Annotated in this window: 17 protein-coding genes and 1 tRNA gene; 3 read left to right on the top strand and 15 right to left on the bottom strand. The window is 63.2% G+C overall.

All coding sequences use genetic code 11. From position 1 onward, the window contains the following. Positions 1 to 353: 353 nt before the first annotated feature. From ABQU90_RS05455 to pcnB, 8 genes are all read right to left on the bottom strand, one after another. Positions 354 to 980: an ATPase gene (locus ABQU90_RS05455; protein WP_323523412.1), complete on the bottom strand. Its 627-nt coding sequence runs from the start codon at positions 978 to 980 to the stop codon at positions 354 to 356. Between the two features lie 3 nt (positions 981 to 983). Next, the gene (locus ABQU90_RS05450; protein WP_323523411.1) at positions 984 to 1,328 is read right to left on the bottom strand and encodes a type II toxin-antitoxin system prevent-host-death family antitoxin; all 345 of its coding nucleotides are present in this window, start codon (positions 1,326 to 1,328) and stop codon (positions 984 to 986) included. A gap of 293 nt (positions 1,329 to 1,621) precedes the next feature. Beyond that, positions 1,622 to 3,136 carry a glucose-6-phosphate isomerase gene (gene pgi, locus ABQU90_RS05445; protein ID WP_323523409.1) on the bottom strand — a complete coding sequence of 505 codons (1,515 nt, stop codon included), beginning with the start codon at positions 3,134 to 3,136 and terminating at the stop codon, positions 1,622 to 1,624. Next, positions 3,133 to 3,513, bottom strand: coding sequence for an aspartate 1-decarboxylase (gene panD, locus ABQU90_RS05440; protein ID WP_055854797.1), 381 nt, complete (start codon positions 3,511 to 3,513; stop codon positions 3,133 to 3,135). Before panD ends, pgi begins: the two co-directional genes overlap by 4 nt. Positions 3,514 to 3,703: 190 nt before the next feature. Continuing rightward, positions 3,704 to 4,546, bottom strand: a complete 843-nt coding sequence (panC, locus tag ABQU90_RS05435; protein ID WP_323519117.1) for a pantoate--beta-alanine ligase — start codon at positions 4,544 to 4,546, stop codon at positions 3,704 to 3,706. Beyond that, positions 4,543 to 5,358, bottom strand: a complete 816-nt coding sequence (gene panB / locus ABQU90_RS05430; protein WP_323523408.1) for a 3-methyl-2-oxobutanoate hydroxymethyltransferase — start codon at positions 5,356 to 5,358, stop codon at positions 4,543 to 4,545. Before panB ends, panC begins: the two co-directional genes overlap by 4 nt. Before the next feature lie 35 nt (positions 5,359 to 5,393). Continuing rightward, positions 5,394 to 5,879: a 2-amino-4-hydroxy-6-hydroxymethyldihydropteridine diphosphokinase gene (gene folK / locus ABQU90_RS05425; protein WP_323523407.1), complete on the bottom strand. Its 486-nt coding sequence runs from the start codon at positions 5,877 to 5,879 to the stop codon at positions 5,394 to 5,396. A 3-nt stretch (positions 5,880 to 5,882) separates the two neighbouring features. Next, positions 5,883 to 7,250: a polynucleotide adenylyltransferase PcnB gene (gene pcnB, locus ABQU90_RS05420; protein ID WP_115511921.1), complete on the bottom strand. Its 1,368-nt coding sequence runs from the start codon at positions 7,248 to 7,250 to the stop codon at positions 5,883 to 5,885. Positions 7,251 to 7,299: 49 nt separating this feature from the next. Between pcnB and ABQU90_RS05415 the strand changes: the two genes are divergently transcribed. Further along, a tRNA-Glu gene (locus ABQU90_RS05415) sits at positions 7,300 to 7,374 on the top strand. A gap of 440 nt (positions 7,375 to 7,814) precedes the next feature. Here the strand turns inward: ABQU90_RS05415 and folE2 are convergent. Together folE2 and ABQU90_RS05405 are read right to left on the bottom strand one after the other, a co-directional pair. Beyond that, on the bottom strand, positions 7,815 to 8,738 hold the full coding sequence (gene folE2, locus ABQU90_RS05410; protein ID WP_323523406.1) for a GTP cyclohydrolase FolE2: 924 nt from the start codon (positions 8,736 to 8,738) through the stop codon (positions 7,815 to 7,817). A gap of 36 nt (positions 8,739 to 8,774) precedes the next feature. Beyond that, the gene (locus ABQU90_RS05405) at positions 8,775 to 9,926 is read right to left on the bottom strand and encodes an N-acetylmuramoyl-L-alanine amidase (protein ID WP_323523405.1); all 1,152 of its coding nucleotides are present in this window, start codon (positions 9,924 to 9,926) and stop codon (positions 8,775 to 8,777) included. Between the two features lie 231 nt (positions 9,927 to 10,157). Between ABQU90_RS05405 and ABQU90_RS05400 the strand changes: the two genes are divergently transcribed. Together ABQU90_RS05400 and ABQU90_RS05395 are read left to right on the top strand one after the other, a co-directional pair. Next, positions 10,158 to 10,379 carry a hypothetical protein gene (locus ABQU90_RS05400; protein WP_055854778.1) on the top strand — a complete coding sequence of 74 codons (222 nt, stop codon included), beginning with the start codon at positions 10,158 to 10,160 and terminating at the stop codon, positions 10,377 to 10,379. 178 nt (positions 10,380 to 10,557) lie between these two features. Beyond that, complete coding sequence (locus ABQU90_RS05395; RefSeq protein WP_161963040.1) at positions 10,558 to 11,049, top strand: hypothetical protein; 492 nt, start codon at positions 10,558 to 10,560, stop codon at positions 11,047 to 11,049. On the opposite strand, the gene ABQU90_RS05390 is transcribed toward ABQU90_RS05395, so the two are convergent. The 5 genes from ABQU90_RS05390 to ABQU90_RS05370 form a co-directional block, all read right to left on the bottom strand. Next, positions 10,994 to 12,541: an MASE1 domain-containing protein gene (locus tag ABQU90_RS05390; protein ID WP_323523404.1), complete on the bottom strand. Its 1,548-nt coding sequence runs from the start codon at positions 12,539 to 12,541 to the stop codon at positions 10,994 to 10,996. The genes ABQU90_RS05395 and ABQU90_RS05390 overlap by 56 nt on opposite strands. A 267-nt stretch (positions 12,542 to 12,808) precedes the next feature. Beyond that, positions 12,809 to 14,236 carry a sugar porter family MFS transporter gene (locus ABQU90_RS05385; RefSeq protein ID WP_055854773.1) on the bottom strand — a complete coding sequence of 476 codons (1,428 nt, stop codon included), beginning with the start codon at positions 14,234 to 14,236 and terminating at the stop codon, positions 12,809 to 12,811. Positions 14,237 to 14,321: 85 nt separating this feature from the next. Continuing rightward, positions 14,322 to 15,659 (bottom strand): xylose isomerase, encoded by a 1,338-nt coding sequence (gene xylA / locus ABQU90_RS05380; RefSeq protein ID WP_323523403.1) that lies wholly within the window; start codon positions 15,657 to 15,659, stop codon positions 14,322 to 14,324. A 36-nt stretch (positions 15,660 to 15,695) separates the two neighbouring features. Continuing rightward, entirely contained in the window at positions 15,696 to 17,189 is a 1,494-nt protein-coding gene (xylB, locus tag ABQU90_RS05375) for a xylulokinase (protein WP_323523402.1), read from the bottom strand. After that, positions 17,186 to 19,516: a glycoside hydrolase family 95 protein gene (locus ABQU90_RS05370; RefSeq protein WP_323523436.1), complete on the bottom strand. Its 2,331-nt coding sequence runs from the start codon at positions 19,514 to 19,516 to the stop codon at positions 17,186 to 17,188. Before ABQU90_RS05370 ends, xylB begins: the two co-directional genes overlap by 4 nt. Positions 19,517 to 19,582: the final 66 nt, after the last annotated feature.

The raw sequence follows: 19,582 nt of genomic DNA, 5'->3' as shown, positions 1-19,582 counted from the left end.
TTGCTTGCACCATGCGGACCGACATTCCCGACTGGTCCTTGCCCGCCCACCGTCGCGGGACCTTACGCGGCATGGATGCCGCGTAAGAGCCTCCAGGGACGGATTCACGGCGTGTCCCGCGATGGTGGGCGGGCAAGGGCCCTGCAGCCAGGCTGTAAATCATTCGCTCTGCATCTGATCTATCCGAAATATCTAATTCCATCCAGACACAAGATGCAAAAGCAGCAAAGGATTTGAGTCGTAAAGGCGTTTGGATACAGTCAGAAGCTGAGTGAGTCGGGCGCGCGGCGCCATAACCGCTCGCTGGACCGAGTGCACGCTTCAAGAACTACTCGCAGGACCGGATGCACGCTTCAAGACACGTGGCGCGTTTCCAGTGCTGCCATCACGATGGGCTTGGCCCATTCCGGTACCTGTGCCAGCTCTGCAGGCGTCTGCGGGTAATGCAGACCGCCCCGATCCAGTTCCAGTACCAGCAGCGGCTCGGCCTGCCCCGATGCATCGGCAGCGGCGCTGTTGTCGTAGACGTGCAGCACCGACAGATGCGGCAGCAAGGCGATCAGATTGGCGCGTGAGGCATCGAAGCGCTCGCGGATCTTGTGCTCGGCGATCGCATGGCCGCCGCCGGCAACCCGTGCTGCAACGCGTTCGATATGCAACTCCACCGTCGACAAGCCACAGAACCAGACTGCCACTGTGTGCCGTTCGCAGGCCTCGCGCAGCAAGCGCGGGATGGTGGTTGCGCCCAATGTTGTTTCGAAGGCGTAATCGCTGCCGTCGGCCATTGCCTGGCGCAGCCGTCGCACACCTTCCTGCCAAGCCTGGGCATTGGCCTCTTCCAGCGTCCAGCCCTGCTCCACCAGTTGCCGGGTGAAGGCATCCGGGTTGAACCAGGTGGCGCCGTCTTCCTGCAGCAAGGTGCCCAGCAGCGAACTCTTGCCGGCGCCGTTGACGCCGGCCAGTACCAGAATATGTCCCATCGATCAGAGCGACGGACCCAAGGGAATCTTGCGGCCACGGCGTGCGGGCTTGGCGATCACCTGTCCCAGCACCGCGCCATCGGTGACCGCGGCAAGATGCGCGTCGAATCTGGCCTGCAAGGCCTGCAGCGACTGCGCGCGCGTGGCCGCATCGGCAAGCGCGCTGGCCTGCCGCACCAGATGCCGGTATTCCTCCGCATCCACCACCACCGCTTCGGGGTGATTGTGATTGGTGATGACCACCGCGCCGTGGGTGCGCACCTTGCGCATCAGGCTGGGCCAGCCCTTGATCTTGATGTCGGCCGCTGGCGCTTTTTCGAGCTCGGGCAAGTCCTGATGACGGGACATGGGGCAGTCCTGCGATATGAGTGACCCCAAGCTACGCCAAAATACCCATTTTGGGAAATTTGTCCATTTTGGACTATTCCATGCCAAACCCTACACGAGAGCGGCTAAAAACCGTAGTGGACAGTCATCAGGTGGGTACAAACGGCGCACTCAGCACTAAGACATACGAGTAAATACGCTGCACCCAGCAGCGGCCGCGCCCACCTGGCGGCGAGCGCCGTCGTCTTGTTAGCCGCCCAAACTGAAACGGGGCCCGTAGGCCCCGTCGTTTGACGCTACAGCTGCGCAGTCGCTCAGCCGCGCAACTTGCTCAGCAGCTCGCGCGTCACCGGGTCGGCGACGTCGGCCGACTCGCCCTTCAGTGCCGGCAGCAACTGGCTAGCCAGCTGCTTGCCCAGCTCCACACCGAACTGGTCGAACGCGTTGATGCCCCACATCACCGATTGCACGTAGACGCTGTGCTCGTACATCGAGATCAATGCGCCCAGCGCCTGCGGAGTGAGCGCATCGAGCAGGATCACCGTGCTCGGACGGCCTCCCGGATAGCTACGGTGCGGGTCGCTGCTGTCCTGACCATTGGCCAACGCCTCGGTCTGCGCCAACACATTGGCCATCAGGGCCACGTGGTTCTCGGCATACGGGTCGTCGTTGTGCACGGTGCCGATGAAATCGGCCGGCACCACGCTGGTGCCCTGATGCAGCGCCTGGAAAAAGCTGTGCTGCACATCGGTGCCCGCGCCGCCCCACCACACCGCCACGGTGTCGCTGTCTACCGCCGAGCCATCGAGCTTGACGCGCTTGCCCAGGCTCTCCATCACCAGCTGTTGCAGATACGCCGGCAGCAGGGCCAGGCGCTGGTCGTAGGTCATCACCGCATGCGTGGCGGTGCCGAGCAGATTGCGGTTCCACACTGCAGTCAGGCCGTGCAGCACCGCGACGTTTTCTTCCAGCGGCGTGTTGAGCGCATGCGCATCGAACTGCGCGGCGCCTTCGAGCAGCTGTTCGAAACGTTCGAAGCCAATCGCCAGCGCAATCGGGAAACCGACCGCCGACCACAACGAATAGCGCCCGCCAACCCAATCCCACATCGGCAGCACGCGGCTCGGTGCGATGTCGAATGCCTTGGCCGCACGCTCGGGGTTGGCGCTCACTGCAAACAGGCGCTCACTGCCGCCCAACCAGGCATGCAGGATGCCGCCGTTGAGCAGGGTTTCCTGGGTGCCGAAGGTCTTGGAAATCAGGATGCCGGCGGTGCGTGCCGGGTCCAGCGTGGCCAGCGTGCGCTGCATGGCGGCGCCATCGACGTTGGACACGAAATGCACGCGGAAGCGTGCACCGGTCACCGGACGCAATGCATCGGCCACCAGACGCGGGCCCAAGTCCGACCCACCGATGCCGACACTGACGATATCGGTGACGTCGGTGGCTTCGAGTTGCTCGATCAACGCACCCATGCGCTGGCGCACTTCTGCAGCGGTGGCATAAGCCTCAGAGGCCACCGGCGCGTCGGTCAGATCGCCACGCAACGCGGTGTGCAATGCAGCGCGCTGTTCGGTGACATTGACCTGCTCGCCACGGAACAGGCGCTGGAATGCACCGGCCAGATCGCGCTCGCGCGCGATGGCGAACAGTGCGTCGAGCGCTGCGCGGTCGTACTTCTGGCGCGCGAAATTGAAGTACAACGGACCGACTTGCCTGGCGTACTGCGTCGGCCGTTCCGGCTCGGCGGCAAGCAATGCGGGGATGGCAGCGCCGCGCAGGCGCTGGGCGTGGGCGTGAAGCGCGTCGAATCCGTTGGTCTGTGTCATGCGGCCTGCGTGGGGATGCTGTGGTTGGTGTGGGAGATTGCGTTGTGCGCGTCCACATATACCAGATTGGGCTTGAAGGTCTTGGCTTCGTCTTCGCTCATGCTGGCGAACGCAGCCACGATGATCAGATCGCCCACTTGCACGTGACGCGCAGCACCGCCGTTGAGCGACAGGATGCCGCTACCCTCTTCGGCACGGATGGCGTAGGTGCTGAAGCGCGCACCGTTGGTGACGTCCCAGATGTGGACCTGTTCGAATTCGCGGATGCCGGTCGCTTCCAGCAGCAGGCCGTCGATGGCGATCGAGCCTTCGTAATTGAGCTCGGAGTGAGTGACGGTGGCGCGGTGGATCTTGGCTTTGAGCAGGGACAGGTGCATGGACGCAGGCAACAACGAAAGGAAAGATGGCATTTTAGCGGAAAGCGCCCGCGCTCACCCGGGTGCCGCGCGGCCGCTGGTGAGGGCTTCAGGCGGCGGTGAGGCAAGGTCTTTGGCCCTGACCTTTGGCCCTGGATCGCGCGCGTGCCGCCACCGCTCAGCGCGGCAGCACACGGCGATCCGGGCAGTCTCAGAATTCCAGGTTGTCGATCAGCCGCGTCGCGCCCAGACGCGCGGCGACCAAGGCCACACGCGCACCGGCATTGCTGTCGTCCGGCTCGTTCAGATCGGGCAGGCGCACCACCGCGTAATCGACCCGGAAACCGGCCTGTTCCAGCGCCTGCACGGCGCTTTCTTCAACCTGCGCGCGTGGCGTGCCGGCGGTGTACCTGTCGCGCATCTGCAGCAGCACCTTGCGGATCTGTGCCGACACGGGCCGATCCTCGGCCGACAGATACTGGTTACGCGAACTCATCGCCAGGCCGTCGGCTTCACGCACGATGCTGCCGCCCAGGATCTCGATCGGAAATGCCAGGTCGGCCGCCATCTGCCGGATCACCGCCAGCTGTTGGTAGTCCTTCTTGCCGAATGCGGCTACATCCGGCTGCACCTGGTTGAACAGACGCGCCACCACCGTGCAGACGCCATCGAAATGCCCCGGCCGGCACACGCCTTCCAGCACATCGCTGACGCCCGGTGCGTGGACCGGTGTGGCCAACGCGGTGCCGAGCGGATACATGGTGTCCACGTCCGGCAGCCACAGCGCATCGCAACCGGCGTCTTCCAACCCACGCAGGTCGGCTTCGGGCGTGCGCGGGTAGCGGGCGAAGTCTTCATTGGGCCCGAACTGGGTCGGGTTGACGAACACGCTCGACACCACGCGGTCGGCATACTGGCGCGCCAGCATCACCAGCGAATAATGCCCGGCGTGCAGGTTGCCCATGGTCGGCACCAGCGCCACGCGCAGGCCCTCGCGCTTCCAGCCGGTGACCAGAGCGCGCAAGGTGGAAAGATCGGTAATGGTCTGGATCATGCGGCGTACGCGTGCTCTGAATCGGGGAAGCTGCCATCGCGCACGGCCTGCGCATAGGCACGCACCGCGCCGGCCACCGAGCCGCCTTCGGCCAGGAAATCCTTGACGAACTTCGGCCGGCGATGGCCGCTGTCCAGGCCCAGCATGTCGTGCATCACCAGCACCTGGCCATCGCAGCCCGGGCCGGCACCGATGCCGATGGTGGGCACGCTGAGGTCGGCGCTGATCTGCGCGGCGATCGGCGTGGGCACGCATTCCAGCACCACCAGGCTGGCTCCTGCGTCGACCACCGCCTGCGCATCGCGGCGCAATTGCTCGCCGGCTTCGCCGCGGCCCTGCACCTTGTAGCCGCCAAACCGCAGCACCGATTGCGGGGTGAGCCCCAGGTGCGAACACACCGGAATCTCGCGCTCCACCAGGTAACGGATGACGTCGAGCTTGTGCCCGGCGCCTTCGATCTTGACCATCTCCGCACCGGCTTGCAGCAGTTGGGTGGCGGCATCGAGCGCACGCTCGGGCGTGGCATCGGCCTGGAACGACAGATCGGCCACCAGCAAGGCCCGCTCCAGCACGCGCGCGACCGCGGCGGTGTGGTAGACCATATCGGCGGTGGTCACCGGCAAGGTGGAATCGTGCCCCTGCACCACCATGCCGAGCGAGTCGCCGACCAGGATCAGGTCCACGCCATTGGCGTCGAAGCTGCGCGCAAACCCGGCGTCGTAGGCGGTCAACATCACCAGTTTTCGACCCGCCCGCTTGGCCTCGGCCAGGGCGGGCACGGTCCAGGGCTTGCTGTCGGCGTGGCTGCTCATGAAGTCATTACGTGGGGTGATAAGCCGGCCATTATCTACCCAATCGGCTCCAGCCCGCAGACATCGATGGCCTGCAATGCGTGCCGCACTGTTCCATGGCCTGGAATGATCGCCTCCGGCGCCAGCTCGGACAACGGCAGCAGCGCGAAGCCGCGCGCGTGCAGATGCGGGTGCGGCACCTGCAGCTGCGGCAGATCGATCACTTGATCGGCGTAGAGCAGCAGGTCCAGATCCAGCGTGCGCGGACCCCAGCGCTCGCCGGCGCGGCGCTCGCGGCCGAACGACTGCTCAATGCCCAGCAAGCCCTCCAGCAGCGGCAGCGGCGCCAGCTCGGTGCGCAGCTGCGCCACGGCATTGATGAAGTCGGGCTGGTCCTCGCGGCCCCAGGCCGGCGTGCGGTACAGGCGCGAAGCCGCAATCAGCGCGGACTGCGGCAGCGCGCCAAGCGCAGCGATGGCCTCGCGCACGCTGGCCTCGGCCGGGCCCAGGTTGGCACCCAGGCCGACAAAGGCGACATGCATGCCTTACTCGCCTGCCGACGCGCCGGTGCGACGACGACGACGGCGACGTTTGCGCGGTGCACCCTCGTCGCCGTCGTGATCGGCCTGCGCCGATTCGATCGCATCGACCAGCTCCTGGCCGGACGACTTTTGCGCCTCGCGCCAGAACTCCACATCGGCCGCATGATCGGCCGACGCGAACTGACGCAACACCAGAAAATCGAACGCCGCGCGGAAGCGCGGATGCGACAAGGTACGGAACACGCGCTTGCGTTGACGCGACGAGAAGCGCGTCTGCAGCAGCCAGATTTCCTGCATCGGCAGCGAGAAACGGCGCGGCAACGCCACCCGCTCAAGCTGGTGCAAGGTGACCCGGTCGGCGGCGCGCCGCTGCGCATCTTCCGGCTGCACGCCCTGCGCCTGCAGCCCCATCAAGGTGCGGCAGAACGCCGGCCACAGCAGCAACGCGAACAGGAAGGCCGGCGACACCGGCTCGTCGTTGGCCACGCGCGCATCGGTATTGCGCAAACCTTCCAGCACCATCGCGCGCAACGCGCCGCTACGGTTGGATTTGAGCGCCGCCGCACTCTCGGGGAACAACGCGCCGAGCAGGCCGTAACGCTCCAGGCCTTCGAAACTGGCCACGCCGTGCCCGGACAGGAACAGCTTGAGAATTTCTTCGAACAGGCGTGCCGGCGCAGCTTCGGACAACAGCCCGGCCAGGCGCGGGATCGGTTCGGCGCTGCCGGCTTCGATCTCGAAGTTCAACTTGGCCGCCAGGCGCACTGCACGCAGCATACGCACCGGATCTTCCTGGTAACGCAGCTCCGGGTCGCCGATCAACTTCATCAGGCGTGCCTGCACGTCTTCGAAGCCGCCGCAGTAATCGCGCACCGAAAAATCTTCGATCGCGTAGTACAAGGCGTTGCAGGTGAAGTCGCGACGGATCGCGTCGTCTTCGATGCTGCCGTAGACGTTGTCGCGCACCAGGCGGCCGTTATCCAGCTCGCGGTCGCCGCTGCCATCGTCGATGTTGGCGCGGAACGTGGCCACTTCGATGATCTCGCGGCCGAACACCACGTGCGCCAGACGAAAGCGACGGCCGATCAACCGGCAATTGCGGAACAGCGCCTTGACTTCTTCCGGCGTGGCGCTGGTCGCAACGTCGAAATCCTTGGGGTGGCCACCGACCAGCAGGTCGCGGACTGCGCCGCCGACCAGATAGGCACCAAAGCCGGACTCGCGCAGGCGATACAGCACGCGCAGCGCGTTGGGGCTGATGTCCTTACGCGAAATGGTGTGCTGATCGCGTGGGATGACGCGCAGCGTGAACGGGGATGTAACTGAGGGTTCGATGATGGCGCTTCCGTCTTGTGTTGCAGGATTGCCCAACGGCTATTACCTCACTATACTAGCGCGCTGCACAAGACGCGACAAAAACGCTCCCTTCGTCTAATGGTTAGGACGTGGCCCTCTCAAGGCTAAAACAGGGGTTCGAGTCCCCTAGGGAGCACCACGTTCGTCCTGCTGCAGACCACGCCAAAGCCCCGCATTGCGGGGTTTTTGCATTGTGGCGCAGGTAGTTTTAATGGGCAGTGCCGCTGCAGCGGCGGGCAGCGAGACCGCACAGGCCGTGACGTTCGGCAGTCCCCGTCCAGCACTCTTAGGCCAATCGAGTCATTTGGCCGAGTCCGGTTGAGCGCCACACCATTGGCCGACCTGGAAGCAATCGAGATCGCACCCCGCCGAGCGATCTGCTGCACTGCCCCGCGTGCGCGGCGTGATCCGCAGCCTTGTCGATCACAGCAACACGATGAGTGCCAGCAGCACAGACAGATCGATCCCTGGCGCGCAGCGTATGTTGTATCGCCCCTGCCCCATCGCGATAGCCGATATGCCGTACTTGCGCGCCATCCGCGCGACACGCCTTGGATATTTGCAGTGCATGGCCTCTCCTCAACTGGCAAACGGGGGTGTGCGATCTTCATCGCTGCCGGTTTCGGCAACGGCGTCATGGGCATGCAAACTTTCCAGGTGGCGCACTGCCACGTCGAAGGACGTGTAGCGCTCGGCCAACGCCATGCGCAAACGCCGCGCGGCATCTTCCACGTACATCAGGTTGGCGCCGTTCAAACGTGCGAATGCCTGCTCGTCGATCCGCCGCACCGCCGCCTGCACCGGCGTCGCCAATGCCTGTTCGCAGACGCCGATCAATGCACGGATATCCAGCCGCTGCAGGCAGGCCAACAGATCCACGCGCACCCGTGCCAGGCTGCGCTGACTGTGCGGTGTGGCGTACGAACCGTGCACCTGCAGCCACTGCGCAATGTCGTCCAACGGCACCGAAGCGCGACCGGCGTGCTGCTGCACAAATGCCTCGCTCAACAACTGCCGCGACAATGCCGCCGAACACGGGCAGGTCGAGGCATACAGCACGTCGATCTGCAGCTGGACCTGGCTGCGCCCTGCCCTGCACTGCGCATCGATGCGCACGGGGTATGCGCGCCAACCGGCCAGGCCTTCGCTGAGCAAAGCCGGCGTGCGCAGCATCACCTCGAACGACAGCGTCACCCGCGCCGCCCGGCTGCCGCAGTCGGCATGGCTGTCGATCAAGGCCTGCAGCAACTGCGACAACATCGCTGGCGAGACCGGCTGCTCCAGATATCGGTCCAAGAGGCGGTACAGCCGCGACATATGGATGCCCTTGATCTCGGGGCGCGGCAGATCGACCTGCACGCTGGCGCGAGCCGAGACGGTACCGCTGGGCTCGGCCTCATCCAGGCGTACGGGGATGGCAATATCGTGCATGCCCACCCAGCGCAGCGGTGCGCTCAACGCGGGCGGTTCGGTAACGGCAACATCGGGAAGCGTGGCGGACATCGGGAACTCGTTGATGATGAAGATGACAGCCGCGTATCAGGCGCGGCCAGGAAATGCCTGGAAGTAGTCGTCGATGCCCGCATGCAGGGTCTGCGCGAGCTCGTCCTGATGCGCATCGCCGCATAAGCGATAGCAATCGTCGCGGTTGCTCATGAAGCCGGTTTCCACCAGCAGCGAGGGAATGTCAGGCGACTTCAGCACCGCAAAACCGGCCTGCCCCACCTGAGGCTGATGCAGCCGGCTCACGTGCTGCAGGCGGCCCAGCATCAAGTTACCGAACGCAACGCTGCTGGCGATGGTTCCGCTCAGCGACAGATCGGCGAGTACCTGCGACAGCACCGGATTGCTCGGCACGCGTAGCCGGCGTGCGTTGTCGCCCATGTCGTCTGCGGCGTTCTCGCTGTCGGCAATCCAACGCGCCAACGCCGAGCTTGCACCATTTTCGGACAAGGCAAACACCGACGCGCCGCTGGCCTGCGTGTTGGGCGCGGCGTCGGCATGGATGGACACGAACAGATCGGCGTTGTGGCGATGGGCGATCAACACCCGTTCGTGCAACGGTACGAAACGGTCGTCGCTACGGATCATGGTCGGTCGATAGCGCGTGTCGGCAACGAGCCGCTGATGCAGACGCCCAGCCACCGCCATGGCGACATACTTCTCATAACGCGCATCGGCACTAACCGCACCGGGATCCTTGCCGCCATGGCCGGCGTCGATGGCGATCACGTACGGATGCAGGCGCGAGCGCATCGCGATGACCGGCGCGTCTGCAGCAACGACTGTCGGCAGCGGCACCGCGCTGGATGCGGCAACCAGGTCCAGTAACAAAACATTGCCGTCCCAGTGCTTAGTGACTGCGACCGGCTGGGCCAGATCGAGCACCACACGCATCCCATCGGCGTGTGGCCCGCTGCGGATGCGTGTGACCGCAACATCGTCAGCTGGCGGCACGATGTGGGGCGATTGTGCCGACACACCGGATAAATCGATCACCAAACGCTCAGGACCCGACAAGCCGAAACTGCGATAACCAGCCTGTCCACTCAAGGCCAGCCGAAGACGCAGTACATCGCCTTGCTGCTGCACGCTGCACTCAAGCAGGGAAGGAAGACCTTGCGTATAGCCGGCAACGGGCGACAGCAGCAACGCAGCGCTCGCGCCTTGCAACAGATGTCGCCGGTTCATCGTTGGCACCCGCGCCTGCCCGAGCCATCAGCTCGCCCGGACAGGGGAATCCGTGGAGGGTGACGCACGATCGAACAGCATTTAGACAGAGATAGGGGGTAAGACACGAGAGGCAGGAAGCGCGCGAAGATCCGTAATTGTTATAATATAACACAACGCTGTCGCAGCACTAGGGAACGTCCAACCCTGTGCCTCGACGTTCATCTAACAACCCGCCCTGGAGCCCGCCCGATGCCTGCCCACCTTCCTGATAGCTACTCTGCCTGGCGTCACTGCATCGAGATCGCCTGTGCCCAGCCGCTGACGCCGGTCTTCATTGCGCAGCGCCTCATCGAGCTGCGCGACACCGCCAACCACCACACCCAACAATTTCTGCGTCTTTGGGGTCTGGCACACCATCGGCAAGTGATTGATTGGTTCGAGCGTGCCGGCAGCGAGTGCTCGGCTAAGTAAGCACCTCTCAAAGCCGCGACGCTTGGTGAAGAAGATGGGTCTGGGATGCGTACCGTGGTTGACTACGCTTATTTATCACCTGTGATATCTGGCCGCGTTTTTATGCGACAAACAATCAACAAAACGTCTCTGTCAACACGTAACGTATAAGCGCCTGAATTGCAGGCGGAGTTGCCCCATGCAGGGGGAAGGCAAGATTATGAAAAACGCGAAAAACTGGCTTCAGATTCTTTGCGTAGTCGCTGGATTTTTGGCATCAGGCGCCACGATGGCTCAATGTTGTGGAAATGGCGGCGTCGGCATACATGCAACGACAGGACTTGGCGACAGCAATCCCAAGGCTGTCAATCTCGCCATGGATGCTTCGTTTGCTATCTATGAACTGCATCGCGACGGAGTAACCTATCTCCAGATCAATGACATAACTGGAGAAGTCCGCGCGGTCGTTGCCAGGGTAGACAATGCGCTTTGGACGTTACCAATGGGCAAAGACGTGGATAGGGTATCACTACCCTCAGTCAATAAAATCTCTTCAAGTGCGAACTCAGATAGCACGATCGCAGCTGATGCAGCCTACCGTGATCAAGCACGACTCGTTTATAAGACAAAGAACTTTACGGTATTGACCCGGCGGCAAGCAGCTGGGCAGCAGTGGATAGTCTCGCCCTGACTGCCACGGAGTTAGGTTCGGCCACCAGGAATGTCACAACCAACGCATGGCGGCGGCGAAAGATGCCGCCATGCGCTTTCAACCTTGATTTCAACTCCGCTTCCACATCGCTGAAATCGCGCTGAGCAAGCTCCGCGGACAAGGAGTCAGCGATCACCCGTACAGCAATACCCCTGGTCTCTGTTCCTCGCCATGCACGGGCTTGTATGAAATGCTTGCAGGACGAAGGTAAAACCTCCACACAATCAAGCACACTGCGATAAGCACTCAACTGAAGCTCCAATGACAAGCTCCTGCAGTCACCGCGAAGCACAAATTGAAACTGAGATTCGCAGAAACGCTCAAGTGCCGGCGAGCGCAACGCTTGATATAAACCATGCGTCTCAATTTCCAGTGGATATAGCGCGGCTACGTATTGCTGCAACAACTGCGATTCGAGGACACCAACGCGCGTCATCTCCATTGCAACTGAATGATGCCCCTTTGCTCTCAAATCAGCTATCACATCTTTGCGCATCTTGTTGATTTGCACATTGATATCGGAATATTCAAGCACACGATTGCGCAACATCCGCTCGGCGCTTGAATAGCTCGCTCGAGCAAACACAAAAGCATCTTCCTCCAACTTGGTCAAAAAACCATCGCCAACGGGTGCGCGCAGACGAGCATTGAAGACAAAAATAGCTGTCGTCGTGGCCGCATAAAGCAGCTGAATGTTGAAAACATCACGATCAAAGAACCCGATTTGGTAAACACGGGGCAGAGAGAACTCTAGCGCAAAACTTGCCAAAAGCGAGCCTAAAGCCGCCCCCTTCCATCCCTGCCTGAATGTCAATACCACCATCGGCATCAGCATTGCGATCATCAAAGGATTTCGGATTGACGAATCTCTTGAAATACTCAAAATGAAAAACAGACTTAAGATCACCACCACGGCGACGGCAACGTCTCGCGGAAGACTGGGATGGGTTGGATCATCGTTCCAGTTGGACCACAGCATTGCTGGAAGCAGTACGACCAGTACACCGAGGTAGCTGCCCGACCAATAGCGCAACAACAGATCAAGCACAGGATCGGCCGGTGGTCCACCAAGCATCCAATTCAATAAAAGGCTACATGCGCCATTCCAGAGCCCTATGGCCAAAGCAGCGGGTATAAGCCATTGCTGGCTTTTGACGATACGAGGAACATGGTGGCGCAGCAGGCCGATGGAGCAGGCAATCAGAGGCGCATGCAAAAATGGGCTCAGGTACGACCAGAGGGGACTAAATCCTTGCAGTTCGCCCAGGGGAATGCGCAGGAACAGCATGGCCCCAGCATCCCCTATCAACAGGAAAGGCCACTCTCGATACGGCCGAAATAGCAGCGTGACTACACGCAAGCCGACCGGGAGATACCACTGATCAATCGATAAGCGCCAGAGAATCAGAAACACCAAGCAGTAGGACACGCTGATAAGCGCGCCTCTGATGAGTTCCTTTGCTGCTGTCATGGACTACCACTCCCTGGCTTCACGATTCGCTCTAGTTTGTAGGGAACGGCGAAGCCAAGTCTAGTCGGAGCGCACAGATCGCAAGAGCAAAGGCTTGGAGAGATGTGCTGCTGTCCGCAACTATGCGGGAGTGGCACTGTTTTGGTGCTTTGGCAATGTAGTGGATCGGAATGTATGCATCTTTAGCTTTCTCAAGGCGAAATGCAGAAAGCCGCGCATTGCGCGGCTTTCTGCATTTCCCATGCTGATTTCAGCACAACGCGCTGGTCAACCCTCCATCTGCTCCAACTCCTTGCCCTTGGTCTCGTAGACGTACTTGAGCACGAAGAACACCGAGATGAAGGCGGCAACCGTGTAGATGCCGTAGGCGCCGGCGAGACCGATGCTGCCGAGCAGGATCGGGAAGCTGACGGTGATGGCGAAGTTGGAGGTCCACTGCGCGGCACCGGCAATGGCCAGGCCCGAGCCGCGGATCTGGTTGGGGAACATCTCGCCCAGCATCACCCACATCACCGGGCCCCACGAGGCGTTGAAGAACACCACGTAGACGTTGGCGGCCACCAGCGCCAGCATGCCCATGGCATCGGACATCGCCAGCTTGCCTGTGGCGTCCAGCGACGCGGTGGCGAACGCATAAGTCACCAAGGCCAGCGACACTGCCATGCCGACCGAGCCGATCCACAGCAGCGGCTTGCGGCCGATCTTGTCGACCAGCATCACCGTGACCAGGCAGGCGCCGATGCTCAGGCCGCCGGAGAGCACGTTGATCAGCAGTGCATCCTGTTCGGAGAAGCCCACCGCCTGCCACAACACTGCGCCGTAATAGAACACCACGTTGATGCCGACCAATTGCTGGAACACCGCCAGGCCGACGCCGATCCAGACGATGGGGCGAACCTTGCCGGTGGCCTTGCTGATCAGGTCGGAGAACTTGGGCTTGTGCTGGTCGGCCGACATGGACGCGGAGATTTCGGTCAGCTTGGTCTGCGCGGCAGCATTGCCGTACAGCCGCTTGAGCACCACCAGCGCCTGCTCGCGACGGCCCTTGACCACCAGGTAGCGCGGGCTTTCGGGGATGACCAGCAGCAACAGCAGGAACGCCAGCGACGGAATCGCCTGCATCCAGAACATCCAGCGCCAGGCGGCCTGCCCGGCCCACAACGGTTCGGTGGAGGCACCCGCCGCATTGGCGAGCAGATAGTTGCTCAGGAAGGCGCAAAACAGCCCGCTGATGATGGCGATCTGCTGCATGGTGGCGAGCCGGCCGCGATAGCGCGCGGAGGCGACCTCGGCGATGTAGGCCGGTGAAATGACGCTCGCCGCACCGACGGCAAAGCCGCCCATGACACGCGCGAAGATGAAAAAGCCGGAGCTGTGCGAGGCACCGGCACCGATGGCCGAGAGCAGGAACAGCGCCGCAGAAATGATCAGGACCGCGCGGCGGCCCCAACGGTCGGCCAGGCGGCCGGCGAAGAAGGCGCCGATGGCGCAACCCAGCAGCATCGAGGCGACTTCGAACCCGGTCTCGGCGGCGCTGGAATGGAAGGTCTGCTTCAGGCCATCGACAGTGCCGTTGATCACGCCGCTATCGAAACCGAACAAAAAACCGCCGATCGTTGCAACGCAACTGATCAGGACGATGAAACGGGTGTTCTCACCGGCATCGGGGGCGCCGTTTACGGAGACACTGGACATGGGTTCACCTGGAAACATGCAAGGGAGCGGTCACTGGTGTGGCCGCCGTCGGCCGGCGACGCGATGCGCCGCCGGCCACGGGACATCAACGCGTCAGGTACTGATTGATCAGGTTTTCGTAGGCTTCCTGGCGGCCGCTGATCTGGGTCGGCACATTGCCGGCGGCATGCTTGGCCACGTCCACCAGCGTGCTGGACCCATTGGCGAACGCCGCACCGGCGCCGCTGTCGAAGCTGGCGTAACGCTCGGCGCGCCAGGTTTCCAGCGGCGAGGACGTCAGCAGCGCATTGGCCACTTCCAGACCGCGTGCGAACGCGTCCATGCCGCCGATATGCGCCATGAACAGGTCCTGCGGATCGGACGATTCGCGACGCACCTTGGCATCGAAGTTCAAGCCGCCCGGTGCCAGCCCGCCCTGCCGCAGCACCACCAGCATCGCGCCGACGGTGTCGTACAGGTCGGTCGGGAACTGGTCGGTATCCCAGCCGTTCTGCGGGTTGCCGCGGTTGGCATCGATGCTGCCCAGCAGGCCGGCATCGGATGCCACCTGCAGGTCATGCTCGAAGCTGTGGCCCGACAACGTCGCGTGGTTGGCTTCGATATTGAGCTTGAAATCCTGGTCCAGGCCATGCTGACGCAGGAAGCCGATCACCGTGGCGCTGTCGAAGTCGTACTGGTGCTTCATCGGCTCCATGGGCTTGGGCTCGATCAGGAAATTGCCTTTGAAGCCGATCGCGCGGCCGTAGTCGCGTGCCAGGGTGAGGAAGCGCGCCATGTTGTCCTGCTCACGCTTCATCTGCGTGTTGTGCAGGCAGGCATAGCCTTCGCGGCCGCCCCAGAACACGTAGTTTTCGCCGCCCAATTCCACGGTGGCATCGATCGCAGCCTTGACCTGCACCGCCGCACGCGCGACCACATTGAAGTCCGGATTGGTGGATGCGCCATTCATGTAGCGCGGGTGCGAGAACAGGTTGGCAGTGCCCCACAGCAACTTGATGCCGGTGTCGGCCTGGCGCTGCTTGGCGATGCCGACCATGTGGGCGAGGTTGCTTTCGTATTCGCCGATGTCGTCGGCATCCGGCGACAGGTCGATGTCGTGGAAGCAGTAATACGGCACGCCGAGCTTGGTGAAGAATTCGAACGCGGCGTCGGCCTTGGCTTCGGCGCGACCCAGTGCGGTGTTGCCCGCATCCCACGGATACGCGCGCGTGCCCGGGCCGAACGGATCGGCGCCGTTGCCGCAGAAGCTGTGCCAGTAGGCCACGGCAAAGCGCAGATGCTCGGCCATGGTCTTGTCGCCGATTTTCTTGTTGGCGTCATAGACCTTGAACGCGAGCGGGTTGTCGGAGTCGCGGCCTTCGAAGCCGATCTTGCCGATGCCGGGGAAATATTCCTTCGCGCCGATGAAAACGGTGTTGCTCATGGGGTGTGATGTCCTTGGTTCTGGGGGAGTGGTGAATCAGTCAGCGTAAAGCGGGCTGACGACGTGCAGGTGCTTGAGGAAGGCTTGGTAGTGCTGCTGATACTGGGCTACGCGCTGCGGGTCGGGCTGTGCGGCGAGTGCGTCGTCTACCTGCAGGTGCTCCAGCACCACCTCCGACAACGCGGCATCGCCACCATCGTCGCGGTCGCAGGCCCACAACGCTTGCAGCGCGGCACCGAAGGCGGCGCCTTCGGGTTGGGTTGGCACCACGACGGGCAGATTGAAAACGTCGGCCACCATCTGCCGCCACTGCGCGCTCTTGCTGCCGCCGCCGGTGAGCAGGATGGTATCGAACTGCAGACCGGCAGCGACGAAGGCGTCGAAGCCATTGCGCAGACTGTAGGTCGCCCCTTCCATCGCGGCGCGATAGAAATGCGCAGCGGTGGTGTTGTGCAGATCCATGCCGAACAAACAGCCGCGTGCATCGGGCAAATTGGGTGTGCGCTCGCCGTTGAAGAACGGCAACAACACCAAGCCGTCGGCACCGGGTGCGGTGTCGGCAATCATCGCCTCGGTCTGCTCGCGGGTGATGGAGAACATGCGCATCACCGCTTCGGTGGCGACGGTGCAGTTCATGGTGCAGATCAGCGGCAACCAGCCGCCGCTGGACGAGCAGAACGCGGCCCAGCGTGCGTCGTCGTCCACCACCGGATGATCGGCGTAGGCGAACAAGGTGCCGCTGGTGCCCAGGCTCATCGTCAGCCGACCCGGCACCACATTGCCGGTGCCGATGGCCGCCATCATGTTGTCGCCACCACCGGTGGTGACGCGCACGCCGGCCGGTAATTTCAATGCATCGGCGGCCGCATCGGACAACGCATACACCGCGCCGGTTTCCACCAGCGGCGGCAACGCCGCGCGCAGGTCGCGCTGCGCATCGACGGCGCCGAGCATGCGCTCGGACCACTGACGCGTACGTACATCCAGCCAGCCGGTGCCGGAGGCATCGCCCACTTCGGCAAAGCGTTCGCCGGTGAGCCAGAAATTGATGTAATCGTGCGGCAGCATCACCGTGGTCATCGCCGCATACGCCTCAGGGCGATGCTTGCGCGTCCACGGCAGTTTGGATGCGGTGTAGCCGGCCAGGATCGGGTTGCCTGCGGCAGCCACGCTGCCCGCTGCGCCGCCCACCGCGTCCATGATTTCGTCGCATTCCAGCGCCGTGCTGGTATCGCACCACAGCTTGACCGGTGCGGTGACGCTGCCATCGGCGGCCACCGGCACGAAGCCGTGCTGCTGGCCCGACACCGAGATGCCGCGCACGCGCGCACGTTGTTCGCCATCGAGCTGCGCGAAGCAATGCGCGATGCCGTCGACCCACCACTGCGCCTGCTGCTCGCGGGTGCCGTCATCGCGGCTGATCAGCTCCATCGGTGCGGCGATGGTGGCGATCACGGCGCGCTCCTGCGCGTCGTAGGCCACCAGCTTGACGCTCTGCGTGCCCACGTCCAGTCCTACGTACAAGCTCATTGCTTCACCAATCGGTTGTTGTTGAGTCCCACCTGCTGGGTGCGGCCCGCGCCCAGTTCCAGGTCCAGGGTCTGCCCTGCATAGGACAGTTGATAGCGCCCGCCACGATCGCTGTGCAGGCATGCCTGCTGCAAGCGACCGCCATCCCATTCCAGATCGATGCTGGCGCCGCCACGTACGCGCACGCCGCGCAGGCTGCCGCGCGCCCAGGCAGCGGGCAAGGCGGGTAGCAAAAACACACTGCCGCCCCAGCTTTGCAACAGCATTTCGGTGATGCCGGCGGTGCCGCCGAAGTTGCCGTCGATCTGGAACGGCGGATGTGCGTCGAACAGGTTCGGGTAGGTGCGATCGGGCGAAATCAGCAGTTGCAGGATGCGATACGCATGCTCGCCATCGGCCAGCCGTGCCCACAGATTCAGCCGCCAACCGATCCCCCAGCCGGTGGCGTTGTCGCCACGGATTTCCAGCGAACGCCTGGCGGCAGCGGCCAGCTCCGGCGTATCGCGCAGATTGATCTGGCTCGACGGATGCAGCGCGTAGAGATGCGAGACGTGACGGTGGTGGATCTCCGGCGCGTCCATATCCCAATCCTGCTGCCACTCCTGCAACTGCCCCGCCTTGCCGATGCGGTTGGGCGGCAGTTGCTCGCGCAGCGTGGCCAGCTGTTGCGCCAGCGCTGCATCCACGTTGAGCAACTTGCTCATCGCGATGCACTGCGCAAACAGGTCGCGCAACAGCTGTGCATCCATGGTCGGCCCGGCGCACACGGCAGCGCCGAACGGATGCTGGTTTTCCGGCGACATCGATGGATTGGTCACCATGGCGCCCGTTTGCGGGTCGCGCATCAAGGTGGCAACGAAGAACTCCGCCGCACCCTTGAACAACGGGTAGATCTTGCTCAGATACGCACGGTCGCGCCCGTAGTCCCAGCGGTCCCACAGCTGCTGCAACAACCACACCCCGCCCATCGGCCACAGGCTCCACTTGGCGCCATCGATCGGCCCGGCCTGACGCCAGAGATCGGTGTTGTTGTGCACCACCCAGCCGGGCGCGTCGTAGAGCGTACGTGCGGTATGCGCGCCGGTGGTGGCCAGGTCGAACAGCATGGATTCCAGCGGTTCCACGCACTCGTGCAATGCATTGGCCTCGCTGGGCCAGTAGTTCATCTCGGTGTTGATGTTGATGGTGTACTTGCTTTCCCACGGCGGCTGCATCAGGTCGTTCCAGATGCCCTGCAGGTTGGCCGGCTGGGAGCCGGGCCGCGAGCTGCAGATCAGCAGATAGCGGCCGTACTGATGGTAGAGCGCGGCCAATGCCGGGTCGTTGCCGCCGGCAAACCGCTGTACGCGTTGGTCGGTGGGTAGCGCTGCTGCGTCGCTGGTGCCCAGGTCGATCGCCACACGCCGGAACAGGCGTTGGTGATCGGCCAGATGCGCGCGCAGCAATGCGGCATAGTCCAACGTTTCGGCCTTGCGCAGGCTCGCTGCGGTGCGTGCGAGCGGGTCGCCATCCACCGCGTCGAAGCGTTGGTAACTGGTGGCTGCGGTGAGCAGCAAGACCACTTCATCGGCGCCTTCGATACGCAAGCGATCGCGCAACGCGGTCACCTTGCCGCCTTTCACCTGCGGCAGCACGCGCAACGCAAACCGCAACTTGCCGTCGATGCCGGCAAAGCTGCCGTTGCGGCCGGTGAACAGCAAACTGCCCTGCTCTGCCGTGACCTCGCCGTGTTGCGGGCTGTCGATGCCCACGCGCAAGGAAATCGCGCGCGGCCGCTCGCACGACAGACGCACCACGATGCACTGCGACTGCGCAGAGACGAACACCTCGCGCCGATGCAGCACGCCGCCAGAGCGGAAGCTGGTGGTGGCCACTGCGGTGTCCAGATCCAGCTGACGGCGATACTCACTGATGCCGTCGACACGATCGAAATCCAGCAACAGATCGCCCAGCGGTTGATACGGCATCTGCTTGAGCGGACGCGAGAGCAGCTTGGCATCGGCCAGTTGTTCGGCCTCGGCATAACGGCCGGCAAAGATCAGCGCACGTACCTGCGTCAACGCGGCCAATCCGTCCGGGCTGGTGGAATCGTAGGGCCCGCCAGCGTAGAGCGTGTCTTCATTGAGTTGCAGGCGCTCGTGGGCAATACCGCCCCACACCATCGCGCCGAGTCGGCCATTGCCGACCGGCAAGGCCTCCACCCATTCGTTGGCCGGTTCGCGGTACCACAGCTGCAATGCGTCAGCGGCCGCCACGGGCGGCAACGCGGCGTGTTTGGAAGACGCTGCGGCCTGTGCGGCAACCGGTGCGGCGCCCAGGACCGCCATCGCGGCCCCGGTTGCCTTGCACAGTTCCCGACGGGTCAGCACGGCCACCGCCGTGCTGCATCACCG

It is taken from the genome of Xanthomonas sp. WHRI 10207 (assembly GCF_040202975.1).
GTDB lineage: Bacteria > Pseudomonadota > Gammaproteobacteria > Xanthomonadales > Xanthomonadaceae > Xanthomonas.
Note: the sequence above shows the minus strand (reverse complement) of the source record. Positions and strands in the feature narration are given on the sequence as shown.

What these genes read in the sequence shown, in the direction of transcription:
- ABQU90_RS05455 (WP_323523412.1), bottom strand. Translation starts at nt 980, where the DNA reads ATGGGACATATTCTGGTACTGGCCGGCGTCAACGGCGCCGGCAAGAGT.
- ABQU90_RS05450 (WP_323523411.1), bottom strand. Translation starts at nt 1,328, where the DNA reads ATGTCCCGTCATCAGGACTTGCCCGAGCTCGAAAAAGCGCCAGCGGCC.
- pgi (WP_323523409.1), bottom strand. Translation starts at nt 3,136, where the DNA reads ATGACACAGACCAACGGATTCGACGCGCTTCACGCCCACGCCCAGCGC.
- panD (WP_055854797.1), bottom strand. Translation starts at nt 3,513, where the DNA reads ATGCACCTGTCCCTGCTCAAAGCCAAGATCCACCGCGCCACCGTCACT.
- panC (WP_323519117.1), bottom strand. Translation starts at nt 4,546, where the DNA reads ATGATCCAGACCATTACCGATCTTTCCACCTTGCGCGCTCTGGTCACC.
- panB (WP_323523408.1), bottom strand. Translation starts at nt 5,358, where the DNA reads ATGAGCAGCCACGCCGACAGCAAGCCCTGGACCGTGCCCGCCCTGGCC.
- folK (WP_323523407.1), bottom strand. Translation starts at nt 5,879, where the DNA reads ATGCATGTCGCCTTTGTCGGCCTGGGTGCCAACCTGGGCCCGGCCGAG.
- folE2 (WP_323523406.1), bottom strand. Translation starts at nt 8,738, where the DNA reads ATGTCCGCCACGCTTCCCGATGTTGCCGTTACCGAACCGCCCGCGTTG.
- ABQU90_RS05405 (WP_323523405.1), bottom strand. Translation starts at nt 9,926, where the DNA reads ATGAACCGGCGACATCTGTTGCAAGGCGCGAGCGCTGCGTTGCTGCTG.
- ABQU90_RS05400 (WP_055854778.1), top strand. Translation starts at nt 10,158, where the DNA reads ATGCCTGCCCACCTTCCTGATAGCTACTCTGCCTGGCGTCACTGCATC.
- ABQU90_RS05395 (WP_161963040.1), top strand. Translation starts at nt 10,558, where the DNA reads ATGCAGGGGGAAGGCAAGATTATGAAAAACGCGAAAAACTGGCTTCAG.
- ABQU90_RS05390 (WP_323523404.1), bottom strand. Translation starts at nt 12,541, where the DNA reads ATGACAGCAGCAAAGGAACTCATCAGAGGCGCGCTTATCAGCGTGTCC.
- ABQU90_RS05385 (WP_055854773.1), bottom strand. Translation starts at nt 14,236, where the DNA reads ATGTCCAGTGTCTCCGTAAACGGCGCCCCCGATGCCGGTGAGAACACC.
- xylA (WP_323523403.1), bottom strand. Translation starts at nt 15,659, where the DNA reads ATGAGCAACACCGTTTTCATCGGCGCGAAGGAATATTTCCCCGGCATC.
- xylB (WP_323523402.1), bottom strand. Translation starts at nt 17,189, where the DNA reads ATGAGCTTGTACGTAGGACTGGACGTGGGCACGCAGAGCGTCAAGCTG.
- ABQU90_RS05370 (WP_323523436.1), bottom strand. Translation starts at nt 19,516, where the DNA reads ATGGCGGTCCTGGGCGCCGCACCGGTTGCCGCACAGGCCGCAGCGTCT.